Annotated in this window: 21 protein-coding genes; 5 read left to right on the top strand and 16 right to left on the bottom strand. The window is 71.2% G+C overall.

From position 1 onward, the window contains the following. Positions 1-245: 245 nt before the first annotated feature. Both OG844_RS02925 and OG844_RS02920 read right to left on the bottom strand, forming a co-directional pair. Positions 246-1,433: a glycoside hydrolase family 26 protein gene (locus OG844_RS02925; protein WP_406387900.1), complete on the bottom strand. Its 1,188-nt coding sequence runs from the start codon at positions 1,431-1,433 to the stop codon at positions 246-248. Between the two features lie 112 nt (positions 1,434-1,545). Beyond that, positions 1,546-2,835, bottom strand: a complete 1,290-nt coding sequence (locus tag OG844_RS02920) for a cytochrome P450 (protein ID WP_406387899.1) — start codon at positions 2,833-2,835, stop codon at positions 1,546-1,548. A gap of 193 nt (positions 2,836-3,028) precedes the next feature. Here OG844_RS02920 and OG844_RS02915 point away from each other — a divergent pair, with 193 nt between their 5' ends. Beyond that, positions 3,029-3,541 (top strand): tyrosinase family oxidase copper chaperone, encoded by a 513-nt coding sequence (locus OG844_RS02915; RefSeq protein ID WP_406387898.1) that lies wholly within the window; start codon positions 3,029-3,031, stop codon positions 3,539-3,541. Between the two features lie 20 nt (positions 3,542-3,561). Then, complete coding sequence (locus OG844_RS02910) at positions 3,562-4,422, top strand: tyrosinase family protein (protein WP_406387897.1); 861 nt, start codon at positions 3,562-3,564, stop codon at positions 4,420-4,422. Positions 4,423-4,509: 87 nt separating this feature from the next. Here OG844_RS02910 and OG844_RS02905 read toward each other — a convergent pair whose 3' ends face one another. The 9 genes from OG844_RS02905 to OG844_RS02865 all read right to left on the bottom strand — a co-directional run bounded on the left by OG844_RS02905 (position 4,510) and on the right by OG844_RS02865 (position 14,338). Then, positions 4,510-4,791, bottom strand: a complete 282-nt coding sequence (locus OG844_RS02905) for a chaplin (RefSeq protein WP_406387895.1) — start codon at positions 4,789-4,791, stop codon at positions 4,510-4,512. A gap of 110 nt (positions 4,792-4,901) precedes the next feature. Then, the gene (locus OG844_RS02900; protein ID WP_406387893.1) at positions 4,902-6,068 is read right to left on the bottom strand and encodes a GNAT family N-acetyltransferase; all 1,167 of its coding nucleotides are present in this window, start codon (positions 6,066-6,068) and stop codon (positions 4,902-4,904) included. Beyond that, a complete protein-coding gene (locus tag OG844_RS02895) occupies positions 6,065-6,730 on the bottom strand; it encodes a lipopolysaccharide biosynthesis protein (RefSeq protein ID WP_406387891.1) in 666 nt (221 codons plus the stop codon). Before OG844_RS02895 ends, OG844_RS02900 begins: the two co-directional genes overlap by 4 nt. After that, positions 6,727-7,893, bottom strand: a complete 1,167-nt coding sequence (locus OG844_RS02890) for a glycosyltransferase (protein ID WP_406387890.1) — start codon at positions 7,891-7,893, stop codon at positions 6,727-6,729. Before OG844_RS02890 ends, OG844_RS02895 begins: the two co-directional genes overlap by 4 nt. Next, positions 7,890-8,669 (bottom strand): polysaccharide deacetylase family protein, encoded by a 780-nt coding sequence (locus OG844_RS02885; RefSeq protein WP_406387889.1) that lies wholly within the window; start codon positions 8,667-8,669, stop codon positions 7,890-7,892. The genes OG844_RS02890 and OG844_RS02885 overlap by 4 nt, the downstream gene beginning before the upstream one ends. Further along, positions 8,659-10,302 (bottom strand): lipid II flippase MurJ, encoded by a 1,644-nt coding sequence (locus tag OG844_RS02880; protein ID WP_406387888.1) that lies wholly within the window; start codon positions 10,300-10,302, stop codon positions 8,659-8,661. The genes OG844_RS02885 and OG844_RS02880 overlap by 11 nt, the downstream gene beginning before the upstream one ends. Further along, positions 10,299-11,669, bottom strand: a complete 1,371-nt coding sequence (locus tag OG844_RS02875; protein ID WP_406387887.1) for an O-antigen ligase family protein — start codon at positions 11,667-11,669, stop codon at positions 10,299-10,301. Before OG844_RS02875 ends, OG844_RS02880 begins: the two co-directional genes overlap by 4 nt. A gap of 3 nt (positions 11,670-11,672) precedes the next feature. Then, on the bottom strand, positions 11,673-13,166 hold the full coding sequence (locus OG844_RS02870) for an exopolysaccharide biosynthesis polyprenyl glycosylphosphotransferase (RefSeq protein ID WP_406387886.1): 1,494 nt from the start codon (positions 13,164-13,166) through the stop codon (positions 11,673-11,675). Then, positions 13,163-14,338, bottom strand: a complete 1,176-nt coding sequence (locus OG844_RS02865) for a glycosyltransferase (RefSeq protein WP_406387885.1) — start codon at positions 14,336-14,338, stop codon at positions 13,163-13,165. The genes OG844_RS02870 and OG844_RS02865 overlap by 4 nt, the downstream gene beginning before the upstream one ends. A gap of 630 nt (positions 14,339-14,968) precedes the next feature. Between OG844_RS02865 and pgm the strand changes: the two genes are divergently transcribed. Beyond that, positions 14,969-16,615, top strand: a complete 1,647-nt coding sequence (gene pgm / locus OG844_RS02860) for a phosphoglucomutase (alpha-D-glucose-1,6-bisphosphate-dependent) (RefSeq protein WP_406387884.1) — start codon at positions 14,969-14,971, stop codon at positions 16,613-16,615. A gap of 39 nt (positions 16,616-16,654) precedes the next feature. On the opposite strand, the gene rho is transcribed toward pgm, so the two are convergent. From rho to OG844_RS02835, 5 genes are all read right to left on the bottom strand, one after another. Then, positions 16,655-17,794, bottom strand: a complete 1,140-nt coding sequence (rho, locus tag OG844_RS02855) for a transcription termination factor Rho (protein ID WP_406387883.1) — start codon at positions 17,792-17,794, stop codon at positions 16,655-16,657. Between the two features lie 255 nt (positions 17,795-18,049). Then, complete coding sequence (locus OG844_RS02850; protein WP_406387881.1) at positions 18,050-18,925, bottom strand: polysaccharide deacetylase family protein; 876 nt, start codon at positions 18,923-18,925, stop codon at positions 18,050-18,052. Positions 18,926-18,950: 25 nt separating this feature from the next. Beyond that, a complete protein-coding gene (gene meaB, locus OG844_RS02845) occupies positions 18,951-19,985 on the bottom strand; it encodes a methylmalonyl Co-A mutase-associated GTPase MeaB (RefSeq protein WP_406387880.1) in 1,035 nt (344 codons plus the stop codon). Positions 19,986-19,996: 11 nt separating this feature from the next. Then, positions 19,997-22,237 (bottom strand): methylmalonyl-CoA mutase, encoded by a 2,241-nt coding sequence (gene scpA / locus OG844_RS02840; RefSeq protein WP_406387879.1) that lies wholly within the window; start codon positions 22,235-22,237, stop codon positions 19,997-19,999. Then, the gene (locus tag OG844_RS02835) at positions 22,237-24,090 is read right to left on the bottom strand and encodes a methylmalonyl-CoA mutase family protein (protein ID WP_406387877.1); all 1,854 of its coding nucleotides are present in this window, start codon (positions 24,088-24,090) and stop codon (positions 22,237-22,239) included. Before OG844_RS02835 ends, scpA begins: the two co-directional genes overlap by 1 nt. Positions 24,091-24,346: 256 nt before the next feature. On the opposite strand from OG844_RS02835, the gene OG844_RS02830 reads away from it, so the two are divergent. Further along, positions 24,347-24,868: a DUF6325 family protein gene (locus tag OG844_RS02830; RefSeq protein ID WP_406387876.1), complete on the top strand. Its 522-nt coding sequence runs from the start codon at positions 24,347-24,349 to the stop codon at positions 24,866-24,868. A gap of 100 nt (positions 24,869-24,968) precedes the next feature. After that, positions 24,969-25,766: a tyrosine-protein phosphatase gene (locus OG844_RS02825; protein ID WP_406395974.1), complete on the top strand. Its 798-nt coding sequence runs from the start codon at positions 24,969-24,971 to the stop codon at positions 25,764-25,766. Positions 25,767-25,770 lie beyond the last annotated feature (4 nt).

Raw genomic sequence — 25,770 nt, 5'->3', positions numbered from 1 at the left:
CGATCGGCCCGGCGCCCGGCGGTGTACGCCCCCTGCCTCGGAGCCGTCCCGGCCACGCGACCTGCCCGTCCGCCAGCGGCTGCTGCAGTGGGATCGGTACGAACCTGCAGGCGAGCGGCGACACGGATTCCGGGGCGGGTCATTTCCCGCAGTCGTTCACGGATCCGACCCGGAACGTGCCCGGGTCGGCCCGGCGGCCACAGATTCGTGACCGCCGGGCCTCGCCTCGGACTTCGCGGCGACATTCAGTCGCCCAGACAGAACTTCCGGTCCGTCATCCACTGGCTGAACCAGTCGCTCAGCGGGACGCTGATGCACCAATCGGAGCCGTTGGTGTCCGGTGCGGGCACGATCGGTGTGGGCTTGTCGGGCTTGGGCGTCCCGCTCGGCATGGGTACGGGCGAGGTGGGATCGGCGGTCCCCGGCTCCTGGTTCAGCATCTCGCGGTACACCCGGGACGACTCGGGGTTCGCGGCGCACTGCCACACACCGTGCGGGCAGTAGTCCGTGATCGTCTGGTACACCGGCTTGTGCTGCTCGAACCACTTCAGCATGCGACGCATGTACTCCGGGTTGTCGCCGTTGCGGAACAGGCCCCACTCCGGGAAGGAGATGGGCTTGCCGCGCTCCGCCGCGAAGTCGACCTGCTTCTGCAGCCCGTACGGTTCGTTGACCTGCTCGTCGAACGTCCGGGCCGGAGGCTGGTCGTAGGTGTCCATGCCGATGATGTCGACGACGTCGTCGCCGGGATAGCACTCGGTCCAGGGGACGGCGTCGCGCCCACGGCTCGGTGCGAAGTCGAAGCGGAACTTCTGGCCCGGGACCGAACGCATCGTGGTCACGATGCGACTCCAGTACGCCTTCCACGCGACGGGATCCGGACCGCAGCGGTGCGTGTACGTGGTGCCGTTCATCTCCCAGCCGAGGACGATGACCGTGTCGGGGATGCCCAGCAGGACGAGCCGGTCGGCCAGTCTGCGGAAGTGCTCGTCGAACTCTCCCCGGGCACCCGCCCGCAGGAGCCTGCGTACCTCCGAGTCCGGGACGCGCGCCTCGTTCCGTTCCAGCATCGGTGTGTTGAGCACGAACATCCGGTCCTCGGACGCACGCCGCCAGGCGCCCCACGCCGCGAGGAATCCGGGGCGGCCCTCGATGTTCTCCCACCGGTCGCCCGGCAGGTAGCTGTGCCCGACACGCAGATCGGTCCCGCCGAGCCAGCGCGACAGCTCCGCCATCCGCCGGATGCCGTCCGGTCCGTAGTTCAGGTAGGCGCCGATCGCGGTGGTGTCGGCAGACGCGGCGGGAGCAGGTGAGGCGCCCTTCGCGGCCTTGGAGTCCGACTCGGTCCGCTCCGTGACGACCGCGCCACCGACGAGGAGGCCGAGCACAGCCGTCCCGATGCAGAAATTGATGAGACGGCGCTGTGCGGGCACGGCTCCTCCTTGGGTTTTCGGCATACCTGCGACGATCTCGACCCTAGGGAGAAACGCCCGACAATGGGCTGCGTGGGAGCTTTTGAGTAGGCCATTTGTGACATCCGGAGAATCAGGCCGGACCATTCGGGTGACAATTATCGAAGGTGAAGGGAAGTGAGCGGACGCGGTTGTCGAAATTTGAATCGACCAGCACCGGTTCGCCCACCGCCCGCACGTTCGCGAGCCGCGTGAGCAGTTCACGGAAGAGCGCTTTCATTTCCAGCCGCGCCAAATGTGCTCCCAGACAGTGATGGGGCCCGCCCCCGCCGTAGCCCAGATGCGGATTGGGAGAGCGGGTGATGTCGAAGGCGTCGGGGTCGGTGAATACCGAGGCGTCCCGGTTCGCCGAAGCGTAGAGAAGCATGACCTTCTCGCCGGTAAGAAAGGTGCGCCCGCCGAGTGTGGCCTCGGCCGCGACCGTCCGGCGGAACTGGATGATCGGCGTCGAGTGCCGGACGATCTCGTCCACCGCGCCGTCGGCGTACCGGTCGAAGTCGGACTCGAGGAGGGCGCGCTGCTCCGGGTGCGCGGTCAGCAGGAGCAGGCCGTGGGCGATCGCGTTGCGTGTGGTCTCCACCCCCGCCACCAGCAAGAGGGAGAAGAAGGCGCCGAGCTGACGCGAGGACAGTGCCTGTCCGTCGACGTCCGCGCGCACCAGAGCCGAGATCACGTCGTCGGCGGGCCGGCGACGACGTTCATGCGCGAGTTCGGCCATCACCATCTGCATACGGCCCAGGGACCGCAGACCACGGCCGGGCACCCGCAGCCGGGCGCGGCCCCGGCGCTTCACGCCCACGTATTCCGACGCCTGATCGATCTGGGCGGCGATCCCGGGGCGATGGCGGCCGGGGATTCCCATCAGGTCGCAGATGACCTCGAACGGCATGCGGGAGGGAGCCGAAGGCATGAAGTCGCCGGGGCCGTCGGCGATCATCTCGTCCACCAGCCGCCGCGCGACGTCGTGGATGTTCTCCTCGGCGGCCGCGAGAAGCCGCGGGGCGAACGCACGGGAGATGGTCCTGCGCAGACCCGCGTGCTCGGCGCCGTCCATGTTGACCATGGAATTACCGAACACCGCTTTGGCCCAGCGGGCCGGTTCCGGCGTGGTGACACCGGGCGCGCTCGCGAAGAGGTGCGGCTGCCGGCTCGCCGCCTTCACATCGGCGTGCCTCACCAGCGCGTGGAAAGGCGCGTGCGAGCCCGTGCGAGGGGTGAACAGGACCGGTGCGTCGAGCTCCCGCAGCAGCGCGAACGCGGACAGCCGCTCGGGCCGGGGCAACCGCCAGAACGACGGGTCGGCCAGATCGACGTCCGCCGTCCTGCGCACGCGGCTCGTGGGTACCTGCGTCGGCGCGTCCATGCAACCTCCGTGAGATCGAACGGCCATGCTGACCCGCCGCGCGCTGCCGCCCGGGCGACACGGCCGTACGGACCCGGAAAATTCCCACGGTCGCGTGATTCGCGCACGACGAGAACCGTTCACGCGCCGCCTCGTTGTCAACTTCGAGAGAGAAGACACCTCGGAAGCGTGGATGAGAGGCAGGAAACAGACTATGGATCCGACCACCGGCGCGAGCGGCGCACAGGCCGGCAGGAAGGGCCCGGGCCGCCGCGTCGTGCTGCGCGCCGCCTTCACGGCGAGCGTGGTCGCCGGGACGGGCGGCGCGCTCGCTCCGATTCTCGTGGCGGGCCGGGAGAACCGGGCCGGCACCGCGCAGGATCGGACCCCCGCCACGGGAACCGCCATCGGCGGGCAGGGGCGCCCTTCCGGGCCCGAGCGGTTCGCCGAGATGTACCGGGGCCGTGACATCCGCGGGACGGCAGCGGTCATGGTGCCTGCCGGCGGTGCAGCGGCCACCGGCCGGACCGGAGCCCTGTCCGCGATCGCCGGCACGCAGGTGAGCATCGACGGCAGAACGCTGCATGTGATGAGGCGCTCCGACGGGAGCTACCTCAGCACGGTCAACCACTACGAATCGTTCCCGACGCTGCTCGAGACGGCCCGCGCGGCTGTCGACGAGATCGGCACCGCCCAACTGGCCAAGGCCTCCCCGCACACCATCTGAACCACGAAGGACGAGCACGGGTGTACAGCCGCAAGAATCAGCGCAACCTCACACGCACGGAGAAGAAGCGCCTGGTCGGTGCGATCCTGGAGCTCAAGCGCTCGGGACGGTACGACGAGTTCGTCGACCTGCACCGGGAGTTCTACGTCACCGACGCCGAGAGCGGGCTACGGCCCGCTCATATGACCCCGTCCTTCTTCCCGTGGCACCGCAGGTACCTGCTGGAGTTCGAGAAGGCCCTGCAAGCCGTCGACCCGGGGGTATCGATCCCCTACTGGGACTGGACGCGGGACAACACGCCGGCGTCCTCCCTCTGGGCGGAGGACTTCCTCGGCGGCAACGGCAGGTCAGGCGACCGGCAGGTCATGACAGGGCCGTTCGCGTACCGGGAGGGAAACTGGCGTATCAGCGCGGGAGTCACCGACGACCCCTTCCTGCGCCGGAACCTCGGCGGCCCCTCCGCGCCCGTCACCCTGCCCAGCAAGGCCGATGTGGACCGGGCGCTGAGCGACCCGGTCTACGACGCCGCGCCATGGAACAGCGTCAGCACCACCGGCTTTCGGAACAGGATCGAGGGCTGGGGGGTCAGAGGCGGACGAGGGGTGGCCAACCACAACCAGGTGCACCGCTGGATCGGTGGCTCCATGGGGGGTGCCGCGTCGCCCGACGACCCGGTCTTCTGGCTGCACCACGCCTACATGGATCTGCTCTGGACACGCTGGCAGAAGGCGCACCCGCGCTCCCGCTATCTGCCGGGCCACGCACTCCCGGCCGACGATCCGCAGCGCGGCCGGATCTTCGCCCTCGACGAGCCGATGCCCCCGTGGGACGTGGCGCCCGCGAAGCTCCTGGATCACACCCTCCTGTACCGCTACGTCTGAGGCGGCAGGATCCGGGTGCCGCCCGGGAAACGGCCGGGCCGCCCCTCCCGGTGGGGAGGAGCGGCCCGGTGGCGTGCGGCGTGGAGATCAGTGGCCGTAGCCGTAGTCACCCTTGTCCTTGTGGCTGTCCGACACGTTCGCGCAGGTGTTGCCGAAGGCCGGGTTGAGCAGCGCGATGACGTTCACCGTGTTGCCGCAGACGTTGACCGGGACGTGCACGGGCACCTGAATGGCGTTGCCCGAACCCACACCCGGGGAGTGGGCGGCAACGGCCTCGGCTCCGGCGTCGGCGGTAGCCAGGCCGGCACCGCCGGCGATCAGGGCACCGGTACCCGCCATGACTGCGGCTACCTTCGAGATGCGCGACATCTGTTCTCCTTGAGAGGTTCGAAACCGGCTGCAGAAGGTGCGCCGGCATGCCCTGACAACGCGAAAATCGACAGACGGTAACGGATCGGATCAAAAGTCGTAATCCGCGGTCATCTCCGGCCGATGACGGAGAGGCCTCCGGCAGGCAGAGCGCTCAGCCGGCTGTGCCAGTCACGTGCGGCGGGAAAGCGGTTCTTCACGGCTTCCGCTGCCCGGTCCCGCGCCACCACCTGCGTCTCGCGCAACCGGAGCAGCGGTTCCAGAGCGGACCGAGCGATCAGCAGGCGCTGGTTGACGACGGGAACGGGTTCCCAGCTGTTCTTGTACTGCTCCGAGCCGCGCAGCAGACTCAGCACGCTGCGCCCCGTGTCCGCCGCCTGCTGGGCCACCTCGCGCAGCAGCATCACCGACACGTCCACCTTCTTCTCCCGGAGCCCCGGATCGGCTCCGTGCAGATAGGCGCCGGCCAGACGCGCGGACCTGAGCGACAGGTCGGCGGCCACCACTTCGCCGTCGAGCACGAACTCCGTCAGCGACGCCTCGCCGTCGCGGACCATCCGGCGGGTCGCACGCACCAGATGCGCGGAGAAGCGCGGCCGCAGGTGCTCCGGGTTGATCCCACGGCCGCGCCACTGGCGTTCGTGCAGCCGAACCAGGGTGTCGACCGCGTCCGCCACGCGGTGCTCCGGTGCGGGGCGGCACTCGATCCTCAGGGCGTCCAGCTTGCGCAGTTTGGAGCGGACGCGCTGGGCACGCGAACCGGACATCCGTGTGAGGAGAGCGCCGATGGGCTCGGCGGGCAGTTCCATGCAGGTCGAGTCCGTGAGCCTGCTCCTGGCGCCGGACCAGTTCTCGTACAGCAGCTGGGCCGAGGCGTCGGGCCGCACCTCCCGCAGATCGATCACTGTGTGGACGGCGGCCCGTTCGAACCCGCGCTCCAGGGCCTTGACCGCGTCCTTCGCCTCCTCGTCGTCCACGAGGATGTCGAAGAAGTCGGAGATCGCCCCGCCCATGGGCACCAGCAGGGGCATCGGGCGGTGTACGAGCATCAAGGGAGCGGCACCGATCAGCCGCCCGTTCCGCCGGGTCAGTACGACACGGAGCCTGCCCGGCGCTCCGTAGGAGAGCCACCACGAATGCAGCCAGGCGTGGCTCTGGAACGGAGTGGAGGTCGAGCACCGGCGGTGCAGGGCGTCCCATTCCCCGGAGAGTCCGGCGAAGTCCTCCAGGTCACGGCAGAGGGTGACGGTGAGTCGCCTGTCGAGGTCGACGGTCATCGCACGAGCTCCCGTTCGTCGGCCGGGAGCGGACCGTCCGCCTGGGCGGGAGCCGGCACCTGGGCGGGGACACCCCGGTGTCCCTGGCGGGGCCGCACGAGGAGGATCAGGCCGCCGATCAGCCCGCCCGCACTCCCACCCACAGCCGTACCGAGGGGCACCGAGGGTGACACCGGCTCCGCCGACGGAACGGCGTGCGAGAACTTGAGGAGTTTCACCCCGGTGTCCTTGGCGACATGACCGCTGCTGACCACCACGGCCTCGGTGACCGCGTTGGCGATGTCAGCGGCCCGACGCCGGTTCTCCGACGTTCCGGTGATCGCGATCATGGGCGAGTCGGGGGAGGTCTCGGAGCGTACGTGGGTGCGCAGTTCCCGTACCGGCTCGCCCGCGGCGCCGCGGGCATAGACCAGGGTCGCCTCGCTCGTGGCCAGGCGGCCGTAAGACTGGGCGTAGCCGAGCGCGGCTGACGGATCGATGCCCTTGTCGGCCGCCACGACGGCGTAACTGGTCGCCGCGTACTCGGTCGGGGCGAGCAGCCCGTAGGAGAACCCGGATGCCGTTCCGAGCAGGATGCAGGCGGGCAGGGGCCACCAGTGGCGTAGGGCGGATTTGGGGCGGCGTCCGTGGGCGGCCGGCTGCTGCTCGGGCGACTCGGTCATGAGTGTGCTCTCCAGGTCGAAGGGGCGGTGTCGAGGGCGTGCGCGTAGACATCCATGAGGCGCTCGCTGCTGAGCCTGATGTCGTACTGGTCCACGGCAGGGGGCGGCGGCAGTCGTCGTCCGCCGCTCTCCATCCGATGGCGCAGCGCGGCCGTCAGCTCGTGCGTGAGGTCGGCGGAAGTGGAGAGGGACCCGGCGTCGCCGATGCGGGTGGCGCCCGGTGCCCGGCCGGCCGGGAGGTCCTCGATGGCGGGACAGGCGCTGTGCACGACGGGAAGTCCGGCGGCCAGTGCCTCGACGGCTGCCAGCCCGAACGTCTCCTCGCGGGACGCCGAGACGAAGGTGTCCACGGCCGAGAGCACCGCGGGGATCCCGGGGCCCGCCGTGCCACCGTCCGCGTCGCACTCGCCCAGGAAGCGGACCCGCCCGGTGATCCGGAGCCGGGTGGCCAGGGCGCGCAGCGAACCGGCTTCGGGGCCGTCCCCGGCCAGCACGAGCCAGGCGCCCGGGAGCGCCGCGACGGCACGGATCAGTACGTCGAAGCGTTTTCCGGGTACGAGTCTGCCGACGCCCCCCACCACGAACGCGTCGTCCGGGATACCGAGCAGCGCCCGGGTCGCCCGGCGCCGACCGCTGTCGAAGCGGAACCGGGCCGCGTCGATTCCATTGGGCACGGTGTGGATCCGGGCGGCCGGCACACCCCAGTCCAGCAGGCGGCCGGCGATGGTGGGGGAGACGGCGACCGTCGCCGCCCCGAGGCGCTCGGTGCGCAGGTACAGGGCCCGGGTGCCGCGGGTGAGCGGCCGCCCTTCGATCTCCGCATGCCCCAGCGAATGCTCTGTGGCGATCGTGGCACGCGTGGTCCCGGCGAGCCGGGCCGCGATCCGCCCGTAGACGCAGGCCCGGTACAGATGGGTGTGCACGAGGTCGTACGCGCCGCGGCGGATGAGCCGGGCCAGCCTGGGTACAGCGGTGAGGTCGCGGTTGCCGTTCATGCCCAGGTGCCCGACGCGGATTCCGTCGGCGCGCAGCCCTTCGGCGACCGGGCCGGGGTTGGTGAGCGTCACGACGTCGCAGGGCACCGGCAGATGACGGAGCAGCAGACGCAGCTGCTGCTCCGCGCCGCCGACCCCGAGGCCCGTGATGATGTGCAGGGCCTTCATCGGGGCCCTCCGGTGGGGACGGGCGCGGGGGCGGCGTCGGGCCGGTGGCGCAGCCGGTGCCGCAGTTCCTTCGCGCGCAGGCGGGTGCCCCGGTCGGCGTGGCTGATGTGCGTACGGGGCAGGGCCAGCGGTCCGATGAGGGCACCGGGGCCGAGCGCGCAGCCGTAGCCGTACCCCGCGTCCCGGACCGACGCCAGCACCCGCCGGTCGGCCGTGCCGTACGGGTAGCAGAAACCGGCCGGAGCGGTCCCGGTGATGCCGCGGATCGCCTTCCTGCTGCCGTGCGTCTCCAGGCGCAGTTCCTCGTCGGTCAGCGCCGTCAGATCCAGGTGGCGCATGCCGTGCGAGCCGACTTCCAGTCCCGCGTCCGCGACGGCACGGATGCCGTCCTCGGACAGCAGGGGCTTCCGGGGGCCGAGCGGATCCCACGCGTTGGATCCGCCCGTCCGGCCGGGCAGGACGAACACCGTCGCCGTGAAGCCGTGCCCGAGCAGGACCGGGAGCGCTTCGTCGAGGAAGTCGGCGTACCCGTCGTCGAACGTCAGCCCGACCAGCCCGCGCCGGCCGGCGGCGTGTGCGCGCAGCAGCGCGCCGACCCCCACGCCGGTGAGGCGGCGACGGCGCAGCCAGGTCAGCTGCTGGTCGAGGCGGTCGGCGGAGACGGTGATGCCGTACGGATCGTCCGTGGGATCGCTCACCGAGTGGTAGGTGAGAATCCACGGCTGGGCTCGGAGAACGGACGGGACGGCTGCGTGTGCCGATGTGTCAGCGGCCATGAAGGAACCTCTGTCGGGTGAGAGCCAGCAGATGAACGACTTCGGGAGCTCTGAGGACAAGTCCGGTGAGGAGGAAGGCCGCCGGGACGAGGACACAGCCGGCCGCCAGGCTGAGTGCCGGATGGCCGATCGCGGGGGCTGCAGCCCATCCCGCGGCCCCTGCGACCGCCGCCGCGACCGCAGGCCGGCCGAGGGAGACCGCGACGGAACGGACCCGGATGGCGACCGCGCGCGAGCCCAGGCCCAGGAGGAGCAGCAGCGCGGCCGTGCTGATGCCGACGGCGTTCGCCGCCGCGATGCCGTTCACGCCGAACGGGCCGGCCAGGGCCAGACCGGCCCCCGTGGTGACCAGCAGCCCGACGCCCATGGCGCAGACGGGGTACCAGGTGGGCTTTCCGGCGGAGAAGAACGGCCTGCACAGCGTTCCGACCAGGGTGTGGCCGAGCAGCCCGAGTGCGTAGATCCGCATCACCCCGGCAGTGGCCGCGGTGTCCTGTGCGCCGAAAGCGCCTCGCTGGAAGAGCACTTCGACGATCTGGTGCGCGTAACCGAGCACCATCGACGTGCCCAGCAGGACCACCGTCCCGGCCAGTGCGAGATCGCGCTCGACCCGTCGGCGGGCGCCGTCCCGGTCCCCGGCCGCCATCGCCCGGGCGACGACCGGGAAGGTCACCGTACAGATCATCATGGACAGCACCATCGGGAGCTGCGCGACCTTCTGCGCGTAGTTGAGATGCGAGATGGCCCCGTCGGGCAGGGACGAGGCGAGGAACCGCTCGACGAACACCTGCGACTGACGGCCCACCACGAACAGCACGACGGGCGCGAGGACCGTGGCGCCCAGGAGCGGCGAGAGGCCCTCCCGCGCCGGGCGCGGCCCGTCGGCGCGTGGCACCCGCCGCCGCAGCAGCCGTGCGAACGTGGGCAGCTGGGTCAGGATCATCAGCACACTGCCGACGGCCACCCCCGCCGCCGCGGCGCGCACGCCCCAGACGGAGTGCAGCGCGAGCGTCATACCGATGATGCCGATGTTGTAGGTGATGTAGACCCCGGCGGGGGCCAGGAAGCGCCCGTGCGCCCGCAGGGCCGCGCTGAAGTACCCGGTGACGCCGAAGGTGAGCACCGTGACCGCGGTCAGACGGGTGCATTCCACGGCGAGTCCGGGATCGCTCAGACCGGGCGCCAGAACCTTGACGACCCATGGAGCACCCAGGACCAGCAGGGCACCCGCACCGGCCAACGAGGCGAACAGCCGGGGAAAGGTGTCCGCGACGAGCGCCCGCACGGGATCGTCCGCGAGTCCGTCCGCATCGGATCCGGCGGCGGCACGCCGGGCCAGCGCATGGCTGAAGGCAGGGACGAGCAGCAGGGCCATCCCGTCCTCGATCAGCAGCGTGGCCGCCATCTCGGGCACGGTCCAGGCGATCAGGAACGCGTCGCTGGCATGGCTCGCGCCGAAGAGCCGGGCGATGGCCTGGTCCCGTACGAGCCCCAGCAGGGAGGCGATCACGGTCAGCCCGGCGGCACCGGCGGCCGCCCGGGCGAGGAACCGTCCCGGCCCCGCCGGAGCTCCGGGCGCGGATGTCCCCGAGCCCTTCGCCTTCTCGGCCGTCGCTGCGGAGACCCGGCTCACGCGACGGTCGCCCTCTCCGGCTCGGCCAGCGCCCACCACGCGGCCAGTCCGAGCACGATTCCCGTGAGGACGGTGGAGGGACCGCCGATGTCCGCGTACAGGAAGTCGACGGTCTGCCAGGTCATCAGCCCCACCGCCGCGAGACCGCAGTCGACGGCCGCTGCTCCCCGGGCCCGGGCGAGGACCAGCCTGCGCACCCCGCCGGCCAGGATCACCACCCAGGTGCCCGCCAGGGCGGTGAGGCCGATGAGGCCCTGCTCGCTCAGCACGAGCAGATACATGTTGTGGGGGGACAGCAGCGGCTGCTTGCGGAAGTCCTGCCCGGCGCCCGCGGTGTCACTGCCCGACGAGAGGCCGATCGAGGCGTGTCCGTCGCGGTGCGCGGGGAAGCCCTTGAGGCCGACGCCGGTCACGGGCTGCTCGCGCCACATGCCGGCGGCGGCCGCCCACATGGTGTACCGGTCGTTGACCGACCGGTCGGGGGCGCGCGTCACCTCGGTGATGCTGGTGAGCCGCTGCGAGATCATCTCGGACCCGACGCCGAAACCGCCGACGAGTACGACTCCGGCCGCGCACACCACGGCCAGCGCGCGCACGGCCTGTCGCAGCCCGGTCAGCGCGATCACGGCCAGGGCACCCGCGACCGTCGCGATCCAGGCCCCCCTGCTGAACGACAGGGTGAGCGGAACGACCAGGAGTGCGGCAACACAGAAGGCACCAGGACGCAGCCACCGGGGCCCACCGGCGCGGGTGCCCAGCGCGTACGCGGCGGCTGCGAGCAGCCCGTAGGCGACCACCGTGGCCATGCCCATCACGTCGCTGGGCCCGAACGTACCGACGGCGCGGATGTCCTCACCCATGTACGAGGCGCCGGACCCCGTGGCGTACTGGTACACCCCGGTCGCGCCCTGGACGAGCGCGAGGAGCACCAGCGTGCCCGTGATGGTCCGGAACGCCCTGGCGTCCTGGACCAGGATGAGGACGGCGGCCGGTACCAGCACGAAGATCTGCAGGTACCGGACGAATCCGGGGAGCGCCGCCGCCGGGTCCGCCGCAGTGACCGTGGCCACCGCCAGGCCCACGGCCGGGAGCCCCAGGACGACGGCCGCGGCCGGGGTGAGAGGGCGCATCCGCAGGAACAGCAGGCGCCCCGGACAGACGAGCACCGCGACGCCCGAGACGAGGTCGGCCGGCGGAACGCCGTACACGGTCCCGGGCCCCGAGCCGTCGGCCGGTACGGCCAGGAGCAGTACCGTCGCGATCAGGGGCAGCAGCGGCCATGCGGTCGTCCACCGGCGCACGGCCGGGGGCGCCGGGCCGGACCGGACGACGGGTACCGCCGGCGCGGCGGTCACGGTGAGAGTCACGGTTCAGCTGCCTCCGAGGCGGAAGACCGAGCCCGCGGTCCGCGCGAGGACGCACACGTCCTGCCAGAGCGACCAGGTCCCGATGTACCGGTTGTCGAAGCGGACACGGTCCTCGATCGAGGTGTCGCCGCGCAGACCGTGCACCTGGGCCAGCCCCGTGATGCCGACGGGCATGCGGTGACGCGCCCGGTAGCCGGGGTGGATACGGCTGAAGTGCTGCACGAAGTAGGGGCGTTCCGGGCGGGGGCCGACCAGGCTCATGTCGCCGCGCACCACGTTCCACAGCTGCGGCAGTTCGTCGAGGGACGTCCGGCGGAGCGTCCTGCCGACGCGGCTCATGCCCTCGTCGCCCGACACGTTCCACCGGGTGGCGGACTCATGGGCGTCGGCCGGGCGCAGGGTGCGGAACTTCAGCAGGACGAACGGCCGTCCGTGCCGTCCGATGCGCTCCTGCCTGAAGACGACTCCGGGGCCGTCGCAGACGCGTACGGCAAGTGCGCACGCGGCCAGCAGGGGGGCTGCCGCAATCAGGGCGATCATGGCCAGGACGGCGTCCATCACCCGCTTGACCCGGTGGCCGGCCGGCCGGTGCCGGCCGTCGTCCAGCGCGTGGGCCGCGAACCCCCACACATGGTCCGGTCTGGACGCGGTCCGGCAGGGGGCGATCGTCCCCGGCTCGGTGATCAACCACACGCGGCAGCCCTGCCGGACGAACTGCCCGAACAACGCGGCCCCGCCGGGTGCCGACTCGGGCGGCACCGTGAAAACGGCGTGCCGCACGGAGTTCTGGATGACCGCCCGGCCGACGTCCTGCGCGGTCGTGAGGACGGGGAGCAGAGCTCCGCCGGACGTCGCACCGGCCCCGGGGACAACGGCCGTCGGAACGTCGGACCCCACCCGGCCCACCGGCCGCAGCCCGTACTCCGGGTGCTCCTGCAGGACAGTGGTGACCCGGTCGGCGACCTGACCGTCGCCCACGACCAGGGCCGACTGGGGGCTGCGGGCAGCCGACCGCAGCCGGGTCCGGTGGACCGCAGTGCGCGCACCGCAGCTCAACAGCGTCTGCGCGGCGACCGCGCAGGCCAGCGCGGTCCAGCCGATGCCGTAACGGGGGTCGTACGCGGTCAGTGCCTCGGCCGTCACGCACCACTGGACCAGCGAAAGACCGAGCAGCGCGGGCAGCTCCGCCAGGACGGACGGGGACAGCCCGATCCGGTACAGGCCCCGACGGGCGTGCAGCAGCACCTGGGCCGCGGCCTGGAGGACGAAGACCCCCGGAGGCCACGGCAGGGGAGCCACCAACGCCAGGGCGAGAGCCAGCGCCAGGCCGTCGGCGGCGACGAGCCCCGACGGGGACCCCCACCTCCTGAGGCTCCGGGCGGCCCGCAGGGACTGCGCGCGCCCGGTACCGCCGCGCGGTGGGCGGGCAGCGGAAGCCGTACGACGTACGGCTGTTGCCTGGGCGGCTCGGGGGACAGGTGCACTCTCCGTCGTCATTGCTCGGTGCGCTTCCTCGTCGTGGGGTGGGACAGGCCGACTAGTTCCTGGTAAAGGCTCAGAACCGCTCCGGCGGTCTTCCTCACATCGAAGACCGACCGGGTATGTCTCTGCGCCGTGCTGCCCAGCTCCTTCCGCAGCGGCGGGTCGGTCAGCAGAGCGGTCAGGGCCGTCGCGAGGGCTGCAGGGTCCTCGGGCGGCACAAGGCAGTGGGATTCGTGGCCGGGCGGCAGGCTCTCCCGGGCGCCGTTGACATCGGACATCAGCACGGGGGTGCCGCACGCCATCGCCTCGAGCGGGGCCAGTGCCATCCCTTCCCACCGCGACGGCAGGACCAGGACGTCCGCGGCGTGGATCCACGGCCGCACGTCCCGGCTCGATCCCGCGAACAGCACACCCGGAGGTGCGGCGCGCCGCAGTTCGTCATGGCACGGTCCGTCACCGACCAGGACGAGCCGCGCCCCCGGTACCCGCGTCCGCCGCCAGGCTCGCAGCAGCACGTCCTGGCCCTTCTGCCGGCTCAGCCGCCCGACACACACGACCAGGGGGGCACCGGCGGGGACGGTCTCCGGGAGCGGCAGGGCGGCGCGGGCCGCCAGCGCGGCCTCCCGGCCGGCCGGCCGGAAGTGGCCGAGGTCGATGCCGTTGTGGATCACGGACCAGTGGGCGGCGACGCCCGCGCGCTCGCCCGCGCGGCGTTCGGATTCGCTGACGCAGAGGATGCGGTCGCTCCACCGTGCCCCGAACCGCTCCCACTTCAGGGCCAGCCGGGCGGTCCGGCCCTCCACGGCATCGAACGACCAGGCGTGGGGCTGGAACACCGTCGGCACCCGGCCCCGGACGGCCAGCCGACCCGCGAGACCGGCCTTCGCGCTGTGGGCATGGATCACGTCGGGTGCGTACGCGCTGATCAGACGGCTCGCGGTGAGGACCTCCCGGCCCAGCCCCGGCCCCGGGGCACGCTCGGCCGGCCAGGTACACACCCGGGCCCCCGCCACGGAAGCCCCGGACGTCAGCGAACCGCCCGGCGGGCAGGCCACGACAGGCCGCAGCCCTGCCCGGACCTGCGCGGCGACGAGGTCGGTCACGACCCGTGCGACTCCCCCCTCCACCGGCTGGACCAAATGAAGGACCGTCAGTTGTCTTTCCTCAGTGCAACTCTTCTGCAGCACGCACGGCTCTCTTCTCACATGCCCCCGACGAGCCGGTTCGGGTAAGGACCGACGGAAAGGAATATGGCGGCGGAGATAAGTGGGTTAGACCGAAATGCACTGTGGCAGACAGTCTGTGGGAACACACGCATGACTCGCGCATCAGGTGATGCGGATTGGCTCCGACCAGGGGTACTGACACCGGATCGCTGAATGCTGCGGCGTGTCATGGCCCCGCATCTTCTGCAGTTCGGGACTGTGCCCCATGATGGCAATGCCGTGCCTATTCCTCTTGCGTTCGGCCGATCAGGGATGCCGTCGACGCGTCGATGAATTCGGGATACCGGAATCCGCGGGATCCTGAAGTGCCGCCACCGGATGCCGAGTCGTACGAAGCGAATTGCGGCCCTCGGTGTACCGCCCATGAGAGGGGCCTCCGGGCCCTGCCCGTTCCGCCGTGTCCTGTGCGGGAACCGGCCAATTGTCGCGAACGACCCCGGGCGGGGACCGTGCTCCGGATCTACTGCTGTCGGGCCGCGGGTACCCGTGCGTGCGGCCGAAGGCGCAGTATCGGGTACAACTCGTGATGATCGTCCGCCCCGTGACGGTGGTCCGGTCCGTGGACGCACCGACGACGACAGAGGAGAACCGATGGTTCACGAACGGGCCGGTCAGCCGGCGCAGCCCGGAGACCTGGTGGACGTGGCGCGCCTGGTGACCGCCTATTACACGGTCCACCCCGACCCGGCCGAACCCGGCCAGCGTGTCGCGTTCGGCACCTCCGGGCACCGGGGATCGGCCGTGGCGGCAGCCTTCAACGAGGACCACATCGCCGCCACGACCCAGGCGATCTGCGACTACCGGATGCGGCAGGGCACCGACGGGCCGCTGTTCCTCGGCGCCGACACCCATGCGCTGTCCGAACCGGCGCGGGTGACCGCCCTGGAGGTGCTGGCCGCCAACGGGGCCACCGTACTGATCGACAGCGACGACGGCTACACCCCCACCCCGGCCGTGTCGCACGCCATCCTGACGTACAACCAGGACCGTGGCAGCGGTCTCGCCGACGGCATCGTGGTCACCCCGTCGCACAACCCGCCGGCCGACGGCGGCTACAAGTACAACCCCCCGCACGGCGGGCCGGCCGGCTCGGACGCCACCTCCTGGATCCAGGACCGGGCCAACACCCTGATCGAGGGCGGGCTGAAGGAGGTCCGGCGGATCCCGTACGCCCGGGCACTCGCCGCCGACACCACGGGGCGGCACGACTTCCTCACCGCGTACGTCGACGACCTCCCGGCCGTCCTGGATCTGGACGCCGTACGCGACGCGGGCATCCGGATCGGTGCCGACCCGCTCGGCGGCGCCTCGGTCGCCTACTGGGGCCGGATCGCCGAACGCCACCGGCTCGATCTCACCGTGGTCAACCCGCTCGCCGACCCCACCTGGCGCTTCATGACGCTGGACTGGGACGGAAAGATCCGGATGGACTGCTCCTCGCCGTACGCCATGGCGTCCCTGATCGAGCAGCGCGACGCGTTCACCGTCTCCACCGGCAACGACGCGGACGCCGACCGGCACGGCATCGTCACCCCCGACGGCGGGCTGATGAACCCCAACCACTATCTGGCCGTGGCCATCCGCTACCTCTGCTCCCACCGCGACGGCTGGCCCGCCGGCACCGGCATCGGCAAGACCCTCGTCTCCTCCTCCATGATCGACCGGGTCGCGGCAGACCTCGGGCGCCCGTTGGTGGAGGTGCCGGTGGGATTCAAGTGGTTCGTCGACGGACTGTTCGGCGGCACCCTGGGTTTCGGTGGGGAGGAGTCCGCCGGAGCGTCCTTCCTGCGCCGCGACGGCCGGGTGTGGACCACCGACAAGGACGGCATCCTGCTCGCCCTGCTGGCTTCGGAGATCACCGCCGTCACGGGTTCCACACCCTCCCAGCACTACGGCGAGCTCACCGCGCGTTTCGGCGACCCCGCCTACGCCAGGATCGACGCTCCGGCGACGCGTGAGGAGAAGGCGGTACTGGCCGGGCTCTCCCCGGACCAGGTCACGGCGGACACCCTGGCGGGTGAGCCCATCACCGCCGTACTCACCGAGGCGCCGGGCAACGGTGCGGCCATCGGCGGCCTGAAGGTCTGCACGGACAGTGCCTGGTTCGCGGCCCGTCCCTCCGGAACGGAGGACGTGTACAAGGTGTACGCGGAGAGCTTCCAGGGCGCCGGGCACCTGGCCAGGGTCCAGGACGAGGCGCGCACCCTGGTCGCCGAGGCGCTGGGCGGCACGGGCTGATGCGGGCCGGCGCGCACCGGACTGTCGTGAGCGGGGCTGCTACGCGGCGGGAACGGTGTGCTGGACCTGCCGGAGGAACGTGGCGTTGTCCGGGGTCGCGCGGACCTTCTCCAGCAGGACCTCCAGGGTGGCCTGTCCGTCCCTGGACCGCAGGGCGCGGCGCAGTCCCCGTACGGCGGCCAGTTCCGCGGCGGGCACCAGGAGCTCTTCGCGGCGGGTGCCGGACAGCGTGATGTCGACGGCGGGGAAGACCCGCCGGTCGGCCAGCCGTCGGTCCAGACGCAGTTCCATGTTGCCGGTGCTCTTCAGTTCTTCGAAGAAGTAGTCGTCGGCACGGGATCCGGTGTCCACCAGTGCGGTCGCCAGGATGGTCAGCGAACCGCCCTCCTCGGCCAGGCGTGCCGCCCCGAACAGCTTCTTCGGGCCGATGAGGGCGGAGGCGTCGACACCACCGCTGAGGGTGCGTCCGCCCGCCCCGGCGGCGTTGTTGTGGGCCCGGCACAGCCGGGTCAGGGAGTCGAGGAGGATCACGACGTCCTGGCCCTGCTCGACGAGCCGCTTGGCCCGTTCCACGGCGAGGTCGGCGAGAGCGATGTGCTCCTTCGCGGGCCGGTCGAACGTGGAGGCGTACACCTCGCCGCGTACGGAGCGGCGCATGTCCGTGACCTCCTCGGGGCGTTCGTCCAGGAGGACGACCATCAGATGGCATTCCGGATGGTTGGTGGCGACGGCTGCGGCGAGCTGCTGCAGGAGCACGGTCTTGCCTGTCCTCGGGGGCGCGACGATGAGGCCGCGCTGCCCCTTGCCGACCGGTGAGACGAGGTCGACGACGCGCGTGGCGGGTCCGCCGCGCGGTGTCTCCAGGCGCAGCCGCTCCCGGGGGTGGAGAGGGGTGAGGTCGCGGAAGTGCGGCCGGCCCCGAAGGTCCTGTGCCGCACGGCCGTTGACCGAGTCGATCCGGGACAGTGCCCGCGGTCGTTCGCAGGTTCCGGAGACGACGTCGCCCTTGCGCAGGCCGTACTGCCGGATGAGTGAGGGTGACACCTGGATGTCACCGGGGGAGGGATGGCCGCCGTCGGTGCGCAGTACGCCGTGTCCGTTGTTCGTGGTGTCGAGGACACCCGCGGTGCGGACGGGCTGATTCTGTTGCGTGACGGGGCGTTCGAGTGTGCTGGTCATGGGTGGGTCCTTTCGCGGACAAGGCGAATGAGGTGTCCGGCGAAGCGGAGGCGGCGGAATCACGCCCCGGGTGACGGGCAGAAAAGCCCGGACCGGACAGAAGAAGTGGTGCGGAGAAGCCGGATCGCCGGTCCCTGGAGGACGGGCACAACAGCAGAAATGAGAGGAAACAGCACCGGCGCCCAATTCGTGGCGTACACACGTGCTGATCGCACCGTAGCACGCAAGCCGAGGGGAGGGAAGGAGGCCGCCCGGCTACCTGGCGCCGTCGGCGCCGGCCCAGACCCGCTGGACCGCGCGGTAGTCGGTCACCACGACGGCCTCCTGCCGAAGGATCTCGTGCGCCTCGGGCGATGTGAGGAATTCGAGGTCCGTGCTGCGCACCTGCCATCCGCCGTCGATGGCCCGTGACTCCTCGTCGGCCAGCCCGGGATGCACCGCCCACTCGCTCAGCCCTGCCGGAAGGGAGCGCAGCAGCTCGGCGAAGCGGGCAGCCTTGCCGTCGAGGTCCAGCGCGAAGCTGTCCAGGAAGGCGTGATCAGTGACCGGCCGACCCTGTCGCAGCATCTTCTGCCTGGCGGGCTCGAGCCAGATTCTCACGGCCAGGCCGTACTCCCCGGCCAGGGCCACGGTCAGGTCGAGGATGTCCTCGCGCCCGCCGTCCGCCAGACAGTGCCAGTCGAGATGGGTCGGCTCGAGACCGGCGTCCACGACGGCGTCTATCTGTGCACGGAACTCGCGCTCGACCTCTTCCGGGCGGGCCCGGCCGAGCAGCTCGGGGATGCCCGCCGGCGTGAAGAGCTCGCCTGCGTCGTCCAGCAGCGAGGGAACCCTGTCCTTCGCGCTCAGCGGCCCCCAGCGGTAGTCCGTCGTGTCGCAGACGAGCGTGAGGTGGATCCCGAAGGGGATCTCCGGCCGCTCCCGGAGCAGACGCATGCCGTGCACCGCCCACGGGCACGGCACCATGAGACTGCACGAGGCCGCGATGCCGTTCTCGATCGACGCGATCACGGCGGAGTTGACCGCGTGGTACATCCCGAAGTCGTCGCAGTTGACGATGAGCACCCGGGCATCGGGCGCGAATCCCAGCAGCTCGCTGGAACGGGTCGTGGGTGCGGTGTCATCGGTCACCGCACCCACTGTGCGCGAACGGGCCTCAGTTGTCTTCCGGTTTCTTCCCGCCGGCCGTGGCCGGCGGAGCCGCCGCATCCCCACGGAACGCTCCGAGGATCTGTTCGGCGGCCAGAGTGGCCGTCAACTCGCCCCCGCGTACCCGCTGTTCGAGCTCCGGGGTGAGCGCACGCACGGTCGGATGGCTGCGAAGGCTGTCCAGCAGCTCGTCGCGGACCATCGTCCATGTCCAGTCCACCTGCTGCTCGCGGCGCTTGGCCGTGAGCCGCCCCGTGCTGTCCAGGAGCGTTCGGTGCTGCTCCAGCCGCTCCCACAGTTCGTCCAGACCGGTCGACTCCCGGGCGCTGCAGGTCATGACCGGGGGAGTCCACGCCGCGTCCACGGGGTGCATCAGCCGCAGGGCGCCCGCCAGTTCACGTGCCGCCGAGCGGGCGTCGCGCTCGTGGGGGCCGTCGGCCTTGTTGACCGCGATGGCGTCGGCCAGTTCCAGGACACCCTTCTTGATGCCCTGCAGCTGGTCGCCGGTGCGGGCCAGAGTGAGCAGCAGGAACGTGTCGACCATGTTGGCGACCGCGGTCTCCGACTGCCCGACCCCGACCGTCTCCACCAGGACCACGTCGTAGCCCGCCGCCTCCATCACCACGATGGACTCACGGGTCGCCTTGGCCACCCCGCCGAGCGTCCCCGCGGTGGGGGAGGGGCGCACGAACGCCCGGGCGTCCACCGCCAGCCGTTCCATCCGGGTCTTGTCCCCCAGGATGGAACCGCCCGTACGGCTGGACGAGGGGTCGACGGCCAGTACGGCGACCCGGTGCCCGAGCCCCGTCAACAGGGTGCCGAGCGCATCGATGAACGTGGACTTCCCCACGCCGGGAACCCCGCTGATACCGATGCGCCTGGCCCGCCCCGAACAGGGCAGCAGCTCGCCCAGCAACCGCTGCGCCAGTACCCGGTGATCGGGGCGGGTCGACTCGACGAGAGTGATCGCGCGCGCCACGAACGCACGCTTCCCGTCGAGCACGCCCTTGACGTATGCGTCGACGTCGATGTTCGGAGCCATCCGTCAGCGGCTCACAGCTCGTGGCCGAGCGCGGCACCGAGCCGCGTGACCAGGTCGTGGGCCGCGTCCGGGATCACGGTGCCGGGCGGGAACACCGCGGCGGCACCCGCCTCGTGCAGCGTCTCGATGTCCTGCGGCGGAATCACCCCGCCCACCACGATCATGATGTCCTCCCGGCCCTCGGCCGCCAGTTCCGCGCGAAGCGCGGGTACGAGCGTGAGGTGCCCGGCGGCCAGCGACGAGACGCCCACGATGTGCACGTCAGCCTCGACCGCCTGCCGGGCGACCTCGCCCGGCGTCTGGAACAGCGGGCCGACGTCGACGTCGAAGCCCAGGTCGGCGAAGGCGGTGGCGATCACCTTCTGGCCACGGTCGTGGCCGTCCTGGCCCATCTTCGCGACCAGGATGCGCGGACGCCGGCCCTCGGCCTCCTCGAAATCGTCGACCAGCGTGCGGGTACGGTCCACGGACGGGGACTCTCCTGCCTCTTTGCGGTACACGCCGGAGATCGTACGGATCTGGCCCGCGTGCCTCCCGTACACCTTCTCCAGAGCGTCCGAGATCTCGCCGACCGTGGCCATCGCACGGGCCGCGTCGACCGCGAGCGCCAGCAGATTGCCCTCCAGGCCCGGTCCCGGGTCCCGTTCGGCCGCCGCCGTCAGCGCCCGCAGGGCGTCCTGGCAGGCCGCCTCGTCCCGCTCCTCGCGCAGCCGCCGGAGCTTCTCGATCTGCTGCGTACGCACCGAGGAGTTGTCGACCTTGAGCACGTCGATCTTCTCGTCGGTCTCCACCCGGTACTTGTTGACGCCGATGACCGGCTGGCGCCCGGCGTCGATCCGCGCCTGGGTACGGGCCGCGGCCTCCTCGATCCGGAGCTTCGGGATGCCCGCGTCGATGGCCTTCGCCATGCCACCGGCCGCCTCGACCTCCTCGATGTGCTGCCAGGCCCGCCGCGCCAGGTCGTACGTCAGCTTCTCCACGTAGGCGCTGCCGCCCCACGGGTCGATGACCCGCCCGGTGCCGGACTCCTGCTGGAGCAGCAGCTGCGTGTTGCGCGCGATCCGGGCCGAGAAGTCCGTCGGCAGGGCGAGCGCCTCGTCCAGGGCGTTGGTGTGCAGCGACTGGGTGTGGCCCTGGGTGGCGGCCATCGCCTCCACGCACGTCCGCGTGACGTTGTTGAAGACGTCCTGAGCGGTCAGCGACCACCCGGATGTCTGCGAATGGGTGCGCAGCGACAACGACTTGGAGTTCTTGGGCTCGAACTCCTTCACCAGCTTGGCCCACAGGAGCCGGGCCGCGCGCAGCTTCGCGATCTCCATGAAGAAGTTCATGCCGATCGCCCAGAAGAACGACAGCCGCGGCGCGAACGCGTCCACGTCGAGACCGGCGTCGCGTCCCGCCCGCAGGTACTCCACACCGTCGGCCAGGGTGTAGGCCAGCTCCAGGTCGGCCGTCGCCCCCGCCTCCTGGATGTGGTAACCGGAGATGGAGATGGAGTTGTAGCGCGGCATCTTCTGCGAGGTGAACGCGAAGATGTCGGAGATGATCCGCATCGACGGACCGGGCGGATAGATGTAGGTGTTGCGGACCATGAACTCCTTGAGGATGTCGTTCTGGATGGTCCCGGCCAGCTTCTCGGGCGGCACGCCCTGTTCCTCCGCGGCCACGATGTACAACGCGAGCACGGGCAGCACGGCGCCGTTCATCGTCATCGACACCGACATCTTGTCCAGGGGAATGCCGTCGAAGAGCTGGCGCATGTCGTAGATCGAGTCGATCGCCACGCCCGCCATGCCGACGTCACCGGTCACCCGGGGATGGTCGCTGTCGTAGCCGCGGTGCGTGGGCAGGTCGAACGCGACGGAGAGACCCTTCTGGCCGGCCGCCAGATTGCGCCGGTAGAAGGCGTTCGACTCCTCGGCCGTGGAGAACCCGGCGTACTGCCGGATCGTCCAGGGCTGGTTGACGTACATCGTCGGGTACGGGCCGCGCAGGTACGGGGCGATGCCCGGGTAGGTCTCAAGGAAGTCGAGGCCCTCCAGGTCCTGCCCGGTGTACAGCGGCTTGACCGCGATGCCCTCGGGTGTTTCCCAGAGCAGCTCGTCCTCGGACGTACCGGTCGACTCCTTCACCGCGGCACGCCACCGGTCGCCGGACACCTCCGCAGGGGCGTCGGCGGCCAGGGGGACATCGGAGAAGTCCGGAACAGGGGTTCCCGCATCCGGGATCCCGGAGGTCTCGGTGGTCTGCATCACGCCACTCCCATGCAGTCGAGTACGGAGGAGAGGACGGCGACCACATCGCAGCCCGCGAACACGTGGCCGTCGACGGCCGGGTAGTCGCCGGGCCGGCCCGCGAGGAGGACCTGCAGCGCTCCGGCCGAGGCGAGGGCCCCGGCGACGGCGTCGGCCTGCTCGGCGTAGAGCGCGTCGGAGGAGCACAGGCAGGCGATCGTCGCCCCGCTGGCGACGAAGGCCCCGGCAGCGGTCGTGGCGTCCACGGAAGCCGGTTCGTGGACGGGTTCGATGCCGCCCGCGACGAAGAGGTTCGCTGCGAAGGACGCCCGCGCCGTGTGCACCGAGGCCGGGCCCAGGGCGGCGAGGAACACCTTCGGGCGGCTTCCGGTGGCGGCCAGGTGGCGGTCCGACCGGGCCCGCAGAGCCTCGAAGGCCTCGTCGCGACGGACCTTCGGCAGTCCTCCCGACGCAGGGGCGGGGTGGGGCTCGCGCTCCACGGGCCGCTCGGTGAGCGTCGGGAACTCGCTGACGCCCGTCACCGGTTCCTTGCGCCGGGCCAGGTCCTTGCTGCGGGCGGCCCAGGTGCCGGCGAGCCGCTCCTCGACCATGCCGGAGCGCAGCGCGGCGGCCTGACCGCCCGCCCGCTCGACCTCCTGGAAGAACGACCAGGCCGCGGCCGCGAGTTCATCGGTCAGCCGCTCCACGTACCAGGAACCGCCTGCCGGATCGATGACCCGGGCCAGATGCGACTCCTCCATGAGGATCGTCGACGTGTTCCGGGCGATCCGCCGGGCGAACGCGTCCGGCAGACCCAGTGCGTGATCGAACGGCAGGACGGTGACGGAGTCGGCCCCGCCGACCCCCGCGCCGAGGCAGGCGAGCGTCGTCCGCAGCATGTTCACCCACGGATCGCGGCGGGTCATCATCACGGGCGAGGTCACGGCGTGCTGCTGCTGCGCACCTGCCGCGGTGCTTCCGCACACCTCGGCGACCCGGGCCCACAGCCGTCGCGCGGCCCGCAGCTTCGCGATCGTCAGGAACTGGTCGGCCGTCGCCGCGTACCGGAACTCCAGCTGCGCACACGCCTCCTCGACGGAGGCTCCCGCCTCGGTCAGCGCCCGCAGATAGGCGACGCCCGTCGCCAGCGAGAGCCCCAACTCCTGGGCGGCCGAGCCGCCCGCCTCGTGGTACGGCAGTGCGTCGACGGCCAGAGTGCGCAGCCCGGGGTACTCGCGGCCGCACAGCCGCGCCCAGTGGACGGCGGCCGTCAGGTCCGGCTCGCCGCCGGTGCGGGCCGCGTGGCCGAGCGGGTCCGCGCCGAGGCTGCCGCGCGCGGCAGACTTCGCGACGCCCCGCGCCTCGTAGAGCGCCAGCAACTCCCGTACCGCAGGCTCGAAGTCGCTCCCGGCGTCGAGCGATACGGGCGCCAGGTCGAGATAGACGCCTTCGAGCGCACGGGCGAGGCCGGTGGCCGGAACCCCGCCGGGCCCGCCCACGGCCAGCCACAGCGAGGTGACGCCGTTCTCGAGGTCGCCGAGTACGGCCTCGTTCAGGCGTACGGGGTCCGTCAGCGCGTGGCGTTGCCGTACGTCCCAGCCGCCCGCAATGCTGCCCGCAGCCTTGCTGCCCCGGGTGAAGGGGGCAAAGCCGGGGAAGCCGGAGTCGGTTGATACGTCGTCGGAGGTGTACAGGGGGCGGGCGGTGAGCCCGTCCCCGAGCGCGGTGGACAGCGCTTCCTCGGCGGCCGTGCCCGTGACTTCCTTGCCAGACTTGCGCAGTACGCCTTCGACAAGGCTCTGCCACTGATCATGGGAGGGGTCAGGGAACTCGGCGGCCAGAGAGAGCCCGTCAGCAGGCAGGACCGTCATGCTCAGATGCTAGGTCAGCGCTCTGACGGGCAGCAGTGGCACCGGCTGTGACCTTGCCCTCTCCGGAACGCACCTGATCCTTTACGGACCGTCGCGTTTCCCCCGTCCGGGGGACGAGCGGGTTCGGTCCCGTCGTACTCGTCGATGGTGGGCAATGCGGCGAATACGTTGCCTCAGTCATGAAATTTCACAGTGCGTCACTGAATGTCCGAAGTTATGCTTCTGACGTTCCAGCAACGCAGGAAAGGGGCGCGTCGTGGCCGTGGGACCCGTGGAGTACCTCGTCGTCGTCTTTCCCGGCAGCACCCTCACCGGTCCGATGGCATCGGCTCTGGCCGACGCGGTCGCGTCGCAGGCGGTGCGGGTCCTGGACCTGTCCTTCGTCCACCGCGGCGAGGGCGGCGCGCTCGCGTTCAAGGAGCTGCGGGACGTCGACCCCGACGGGCTGGTGTCGTTCGAACCGGTCGCCGGTGAGGTGGCCGGCCTGTCTGCCGTCAAGGACATCGACTCACTCGGCCGGAACGTGCCACCGGGCAACTCGGCCGCGCTGATCGCGCGCGAGGACCTCTGGGCGGTGCCCCTCACCCGTGCGGTCCAAGAGGCCGGCGGACAGCTCGTGGCGCATGAGCGCCTCCCCGCGGAGGGGGGCGCGGGGGAGCCCGCGGACGGCGGGGACGATGTCATCACCCTGCTCGAGCGGCTCGCCGAGCTGCGGCAGCAGGGCGTACTCACCGACGCCGAGTTCGCGGCGCAGAAGACGAGGATCCTCGCCGACTGACATCCCCGCCGGTACCCGGCTCTATCCCTTTGTCGATTTTCGCGCTACGTGCGACGTTGATTCTGACCTGTGGAGTTCGTCGGGAATGAGGCAGTTCATCGTGCAGACAGCCCGGGCCGTCCCTGCCGCCACCGTCGTCAACCTGCGCGACCTGGGCGGCATCGCCCTGGGACGCGACCGCCGCCTGCGCCAGGGAATCCTGTTGCGTTCGGGTCAGCTGAGCGACTTCGACGCCGAGAGCGACATGGCGGTGGCCGCACTCGGTATCCGTACCGTCGTCGACCTCCGCACCGCGGACGAGCGCCAGTGGGCGCCCGACCGCCTGCCGCCCGGCGCGCGGCTCTTCGTCGCCGACGTCCTGGGAGACAACCCAGGCGTGGCACCGGCCAGGATCAGGGCGCTGCTCTGCGACCCGGACGGCGCAGCGAGTGCGCTCGGCGACGGCAAGGCTGAGGAACTGTTCGCCCAGACCTACCGGAAGATGGTTCTCTCGCCCGGTGCCGCGGCCGCCTACCGCGCCTTCCTGGAGACAGCCGCGGACCCGCGTGCGCGACCTGTGCTGTTCCACTGTGCGACCGGCAAGGACCGGACCGGCTGGGCCGCCGCGCTCCTGCTGCTCATGGCGGGCGCGTCGCGTGACGTCGTCCGGGCGGAGTTCCTGGCCGTGAACCAGGCCGTCCGGGGCGCTTTCGGGCCCGGTGTCCAGCGCTTCCTCGAGGCGGGCGGCGACCCGGACATCGCGTCCGCGATCATCGAAGTCCGCCCCCGCTACCTCGAAGCGGCCCTGGACGCGATGGACGAGAAGTGGGGCGGACTCGACGGCTATCTCCACAAGGCGCTGCGGGTACCCCCGGCGGTGGTGGAGCGGTTGCGCGCAGACCTGGCGGTACCGGCCTGAAACG

The sequence above is a fragment of the Streptomyces sp. NBC_00887 genome (assembly GCF_045207585.1).
This window is presented reverse-complemented; position numbering and strand designations above follow the sequence as displayed.

Coding starts and splice junctions, on each gene's coding strand:
- OG844_RS02890 (WP_406387890.1), bottom strand. CDS start 7,893: ATGAAGGCCCTGCACATCATCACGGGCCTCGGGGTCGGCGGCGCGGAG.
- pgm (WP_406387884.1), top strand. CDS start 14,969: ATGGTTCACGAACGGGCCGGTCAGCCGGCGCAGCCCGGAGACCTGGTG.
- OG844_RS02835 (WP_406387877.1), bottom strand. CDS start 24,090: ATGACGGTCCTGCCTGCTGACGGGCTCTCTCTGGCCGCCGAGTTCCCT.
- OG844_RS02920 (WP_406387899.1), bottom strand. CDS start 2,835: ATGGACGCGCCGACGCAGGTACCCACGAGCCGCGTGCGCAGGACGGCG.
- OG844_RS02895 (WP_406387891.1), bottom strand. CDS start 6,730: ATGACCGAGTCGCCCGAGCAGCAGCCGGCCGCCCACGGACGCCGCCCC.
- OG844_RS02900 (WP_406387893.1), bottom strand. CDS start 6,068: ATGACCGTCGACCTCGACAGGCGACTCACCGTCACCCTCTGCCGTGAC.
- OG844_RS02905 (WP_406387895.1), bottom strand. CDS start 4,791: ATGTCGCGCATCTCGAAGGTAGCCGCAGTCATGGCGGGTACCGGTGCC.
- OG844_RS02870 (WP_406387886.1), bottom strand. CDS start 13,166: ATGACGACGGAGAGTGCACCTGTCCCCCGAGCCGCCCAGGCAACAGCC.
- meaB (WP_406387880.1), bottom strand. CDS start 19,985: ATGGCTCCGAACATCGACGTCGACGCATACGTCAAGGGCGTGCTCGAC.
- scpA (WP_406387879.1), bottom strand. CDS start 22,237: ATGCAGACCACCGAGACCTCCGGGATCCCGGATGCGGGAACCCCTGTT.
- rho (WP_406387883.1), bottom strand. CDS start 17,794: ATGACCAGCACACTCGAACGCCCCGTCACGCAACAGAATCAGCCCGTC.
- OG844_RS02885 (WP_406387889.1), bottom strand. CDS start 8,669: ATGGCCGCTGACACATCGGCACACGCAGCCGTCCCGTCCGTTCTCCGA.
- OG844_RS02915 (WP_406387898.1), top strand. CDS start 3,029: ATGGATCCGACCACCGGCGCGAGCGGCGCACAGGCCGGCAGGAAGGGC.